The 4,505-nt window shown below is 28.2% G+C and carries 9 protein-coding genes; 7 read left to right on the top strand and 2 right to left on the bottom strand.

The features are described from left to right. Window positions 1-143 precede the first annotated feature (143 nt). Window positions 144-383, top strand: a complete 240-nt coding sequence (locus Q0087_RS06705) for a hypothetical protein (protein ID WP_297898904.1) — start codon at window positions 144-146, stop codon at window positions 381-383. Window positions 384-546: 163 nt separating this feature from the next. On the opposite strand, the gene Q0087_RS06700 is transcribed toward Q0087_RS06705, so the two are convergent. Next, a complete protein-coding gene (locus Q0087_RS06700) occupies window positions 547-684 on the bottom strand; it encodes a hypothetical protein (RefSeq protein WP_297898906.1) in 138 nt (45 codons plus the stop codon). Here Q0087_RS06700 and Q0087_RS06695 point away from each other — a divergent pair. Then, complete coding sequence (locus Q0087_RS06695; RefSeq protein ID WP_297898905.1) at window positions 620-991, top strand: JAB domain-containing protein; 372 nt, start codon at window positions 620-622, stop codon at window positions 989-991. The genes Q0087_RS06700 and Q0087_RS06695 overlap by 65 nt on opposite strands. A gap of 185 nt (window positions 992-1,176) precedes the next feature. Here the strand turns inward: Q0087_RS06695 and Q0087_RS06690 are convergent, their stop codons facing one another. Continuing rightward, entirely contained in the window at window positions 1,177-1,413 is a 237-nt protein-coding gene (locus Q0087_RS06690) for a helix-turn-helix domain-containing protein (protein ID WP_297898903.1), read from the bottom strand. Window positions 1,414-1,511: 98 nt separating this feature from the next. Between Q0087_RS06690 and Q0087_RS06685 the strand changes: the two genes are divergently transcribed. The 5 genes from Q0087_RS06685 to Q0087_RS06665 all read left to right on the top strand — a co-directional run bounded on the left by Q0087_RS06685 (window position 1,512) and on the right by Q0087_RS06665 (window position 4,333). Beyond that, the gene (locus Q0087_RS06685) at window positions 1,512-2,348 is read left to right on the top strand and encodes a hypothetical protein (RefSeq protein ID WP_297898902.1); all 837 of its coding nucleotides are present in this window, start codon (window positions 1,512-1,514) and stop codon (window positions 2,346-2,348) included. A gap of 304 nt (window positions 2,349-2,652) precedes the next feature. Continuing rightward, window positions 2,653-2,784 carry a hypothetical protein gene (locus tag Q0087_RS06680; protein WP_297898901.1) on the top strand — a complete coding sequence of 44 codons (132 nt, stop codon included), beginning with the start codon at window positions 2,653-2,655 and terminating at the stop codon, window positions 2,782-2,784. 133 nt (window positions 2,785-2,917) lie between these two features. Beyond that, a complete protein-coding gene (locus Q0087_RS06675; protein WP_297898900.1) occupies window positions 2,918-3,043 on the top strand; it encodes a hypothetical protein in 126 nt (41 codons plus the stop codon). 19 nt (window positions 3,044-3,062) lie between these two features. Beyond that, complete coding sequence (locus Q0087_RS06670) at window positions 3,063-3,863, top strand: hypothetical protein (protein WP_297898899.1); 801 nt, start codon at window positions 3,063-3,065, stop codon at window positions 3,861-3,863. A gap of 173 nt (window positions 3,864-4,036) precedes the next feature. Continuing rightward, a complete protein-coding gene (locus Q0087_RS06665; protein WP_297898898.1) occupies window positions 4,037-4,333 on the top strand; it encodes a hypothetical protein in 297 nt (98 codons plus the stop codon). The last annotated feature ends 172 nt before the right edge of the window (window positions 4,334-4,505 follow it).

Below are 4,505 nucleotides of genomic sequence, written 5' to 3'. Positions count from 1 at the left end.
TTTATTCTATGGTTAAAGTTATTAATTACAAAGAAATTCAAAGAGAAGATGACAGTTCATTTTTTCTTTTAGAGGTACAAAGTGGTGTAGAAATGGTAAAAAGCCAACAAACTGGAAATTACTACGCTACTGTCAAAAAAGCTATGCTAGCTTGCACTTTTGATGAACCTACATGTAAATATCTTATTGGTAGTGAAATTCCTGGCAGGATTGAAAAAATTACAGTAGCTCCTTATGACTATGTAATAAAACAAACGGGAGAAACCATTACACTACATCATCGGTATGTTTATTTACCTGATGGAGTGCCTAGTGAAGATGAAAAATTGGCTAAGGAAATTGAAGCAGCAATGGCAAGTCATTTAGAAATAGATGCGATGTAAATTTGCTATGCAACAGAATGTGCTGTCTATACAATAAAACAGGCAGTACATTCAGTTGTTTTTTTAGCTGATTTACCCTGACCTATATTTTTATTTTTTTCCACTTTCGTTTTATGCTTATAAGAAAGGAAAACCAAACTGGAAAAATTTTTAAACAATTATGTTAAAACCTTATTTTTATGGAACTAAAAGCAGCAGAAATACAAATATCATACAAAGCAGATATTAAAAATGAAATCAGTATAAAAGAATCATCCCTAGCATACAAAATATTTATTGATACATGGGATTTAAATGCCATAGAATATCAGGAAGAATTTAAAATGTTGCTTCTGAACAGGGCTAATAAAGTATTAGGGATATGTAACTTATTTAAAGGTGGTACAGCAGCTACTTGTGTTGATACTAAAGTAATTTTATCTATAGCTTTAAAATGTAATGCCCATTCAGTCATACTGGCACATAATCATCCAAGTAAACAGCTTATTGCTAGTGAACAAGATAAAGAAATGACCAAGAAACTTAAAGCAGCATGTGAATTATTGGACATACATCTACTAGACCATTTAATAATAACATCACATGGATATAAATCTGTAGAAGTATAATCTCTCCTGTTATTTAATTATTTTTTTTATTTACTATTATGTTGGGAGTTTGACAAGAAAAGGCATAGGTATAAACTAATACAAAAAAGCCATATTCAATATTATTATTCCCAGCAGCAAAAAATATGTTATATAATTATAATAGCTTTTTTGCATTTAGCTGAACAACTCTATAATGTTGTTTATTATTCCTCTAGAGCATTAAAATCTAATAAATCAGCCATAGGCATATCCAATGCAGTACTTATTTTGTGGATAGTGAATAAAGTAGGATTGGTTCTACCAGCTTCAATGCGTGAAATGGAAGTAGCATCATCAGCATAACCCATTTTAACAGCTAAATCAATTTGAGCTAATCCTTTACTTTCCCTTATTTTTTTAATGTTAGCTCCAAATTTTTTCAACAAAACTAATTTTTCCATATTGACATATTTGACAATGTCAAAGAAATAGTTTAAGTTTGTTGCCTATGATGACATATATGTCAAGTTTATAAAATAACAATTAAAACAAAATGATTATGAAAATAAAGATACTTATCGCGATACTTGTTGTCTTTACTTTTACTGGGTGTAAAAATATCAGCAAAAATGATTTAAGAATCATTGAAAACATTCATTTAGGAGGAGAAATGAAAGACTTTGATAAACAGTTAGATAGTTTAGGTATCAAAAAAAGTACTTTTTATAAAAAAACTTTTTATTATGATTTATCATTTGAAAAAGATAATATTAGGGCATACTATTTAGACGTTTTTGATTATTCTGAATATCAAAACAAATCAATTGATATACATCACTATGCAATGGTAGTTCCTGAGGAAGGAAAATATTGTAAAGCGGTTACTATGTTATTGGGACATAAGGGGCATGCTCAATTTATGGGTAAAATTGAAAACAAATTTTTTTGGGGAAGTATAAGTAAGAGTACAGGGATTTATGGGTTTAACCAGTGTATAGTTGAAGACATTGTCAATTCAATAAAATATATGCTAATAGAGAAATATGGACAACCAAATAAAGTTGACTCTACCAATTATTATACTTATGTTATAACTGCCGACAATATTAGCTATGTTAGGATACCTAGCACCTATAAAACAGGTATTTTATACGAGTGGAATACAAAATCCTTAAATATAAAATTTTTCACAGGAATAATTTCTAAAACCTATTCATTTGACCCTTTAAAAAGATACAATATAGAGCTTCTAATAGATGAAGATAAAGAGAATTACGATTCTCTCAAAGAAAAGTTAAAACGTGGAAATAAGATGGTATATATGTATCCTTATTTAAGGTATGAGATAAATGATAAAACAATAAAAAAGTTAAAATTAAGCAATAATACATTATAATTTATAAACTATGAAAAAACTAATATTTTTATTATTGTTATCAATTCCTTTACTTGTAAAAGCTCAAGAAAATAGACAATACATAGGAGTAAGTAGAGGGCTTGAAATATACTATCTATTGACAAATACAGTAAGAATATCGCCAGAAACTTCAGCTAACTATATTGGTCACTGTATTGAAGCTTGGGTAGAAGTGCCAAATAAAACATATAAAGGGAAAGGAAAAATTTATAAAAATGCAACAGAACTGACAAAATACACTTGCGATTGTCAAACCTATAAAATCAAATCACAAGAAGTTGTATTGTACAATTCAGAAAAAGAAGTTATTGTAACAAAAGAAGCTAGCATACTTGATGAATACACAAGTGTTATTCCAGGAAGTATTGGTGAGGGTATTTTTAATGCAATTTGCGAGTATTACAACAATAACTAAATTATAAATTTTAAAAATCAATAATATGAAAGGATTTATAAATCTATTATGGCTCATAGGGGTAGCCTACCATATCTGGACTGTAGTAATTGCATTCCAACACAGCTTTATAGCTGGGGTGGTATCACTCTTTTTGCCTGTTTTATCTGAGATATACTGGATATTTAAAATGTTTGGTGAGAACAATGTTTATAGTATTTGTGGTATTATCTCTTTTTTTATAGCTTCAATTTTGGCATCTATTGTTTTTAAAAAATAAATCATATAAAAAACATACCATGAAACACAAACTACTTTTTTCAATCTTTACAATAGCCTGCATATTTTTTGCAGCTTGTGATAAAAAAGAAAATGACCCTAAAGACAAAAAAGAGGGTGGAGATACTACAAAACCCATAGTAAATGTAATAAAAAAGCCTAAGAAAATAGATGTTAAATTTAACAATTACGACTATTTCCCTTTTTATTCTATAAAATTTGAATATGATAGCAAGGGCAGGTTAATCAAATTATTTGATTATTATAAGGAATATGTCACTAATACTGAATATATTTATTCTGAAGATAAAGTAATAGAATCTAAAGAATGGATGGGAAATTCATCTTCGTCTATCATAAGAAAATATTTTTATGACAAAAGCGGGAAAGTGGAAAGAATAGAATCAAATGAATACGATTATAAATATAAAATACTTTATTATTACGAAAATAATAACAGTTTAATTACAAGAGCTGATTCTAAATATAATAACAAAGAATCTGTATTTTCAGATTATTACTTTTATGATTCTAAAGGCAATCTTATAAAGGAAAATACATCTTCCTATTCAACCAAATATGAATATGAGTATGATGATAAAATCAACCCTTTTAAGCATTTGCATATAATGCCTAAAACTTATATATCAATTGAGCTATGGGGCTTTAATACATTTGTTAATAATATCATAAAAGAGATAAGAAATGGTAATTCTCATACCTATACTTATGAATATGATAAAGATGGCTATCCAACACAAAGAATTGATAAAGATGAAAAAGGGGAAGTATGGCGAACTATTACTTATGAATACCAATAACATGTAAAAAATAAAATATTTGAAAAGCCACTCCCACGAGTGGTTTTTTTATATCCTTTTATATGACTAGCAAAAACATAAAACTACCATTTAAAATAGGCACAGCTTATGAAAAATGGGAATTAGATTTAGAGCCTTTAGAGCAAGACAGAATAAAAGGGTATGACAGTTATTTGTACTTGAAAGATGTTGTTTTTATGGGCTTTAAATCAACTGAAACAGAACTTATATTTTGCTTAGATGAACTTAGAGTAGTAGTTTTTAGATATAAGCAAGCTACACAACAACTTTATAAGGAAATTTATAGCATGATATTAAATGCATTAGCTGAAACTTCTAATCTTGAAAAAGAAAATGTAAGGATACATTGCTTTAAAATGAAAAGTCTGTATCTATGGCTTATTTATAATCCTGATAGCTTTATTATTGAGATGGTGTATGGATATGAAGAAGTATTAAAACTACTCTAATAAAGCTCACTGGTTTATAGAATAAATCTGTAAGTATTGATTATACTACTATGTTGGGAGTTTTCCTAAAGTCCAGCAGGGGGAGCAAAACAATAAAAGCTAGCAGAAATGTTAGCTTTTTTTGTTTCCCCTTTTTCTTGTTGACAAGTAAAAATAGTGATTTATTATTTCT

This window comes from uncultured Methanobrevibacter sp., from assembly GCF_937881195.1.
In the GTDB taxonomy this organism is placed as follows: domain Archaea; phylum Methanobacteriota; class Methanobacteria; order Methanobacteriales; family Methanobacteriaceae; genus Methanobinarius.
The sequence above is the reverse complement of the archived record's forward strand: the minus strand, read 5'-3'. Positions and strand labels throughout refer to the sequence as shown.

What these genes read in the sequence shown, in the direction of transcription:
- Q0087_RS06705 (WP_297898904.1), top strand. Translation starts at nt 144, where the DNA reads ATGCTAGCTTGCACTTTTGATGAACCTACATGTAAATATCTTATTGGT.
- Q0087_RS06700 (WP_297898906.1), bottom strand. Translation starts at nt 684, where the DNA reads ATGGCATTTAAATCCCATGTATCAATAAATATTTTGTATGCTAGGGAT.
- Q0087_RS06690 (WP_297898903.1), bottom strand. Translation starts at nt 1,413, where the DNA reads ATGGAAAAATTAGTTTTGTTGAAAAAATTTGGAGCTAACATTAAAAAA.
- Q0087_RS06685 (WP_297898902.1), top strand. Translation starts at nt 1,512, where the DNA reads ATGAAAATAAAGATACTTATCGCGATACTTGTTGTCTTTACTTTTACT.
- Q0087_RS06670 (WP_297898899.1), top strand. Translation starts at nt 3,063, where the DNA reads ATGAAACACAAACTACTTTTTTCAATCTTTACAATAGCCTGCATATTT.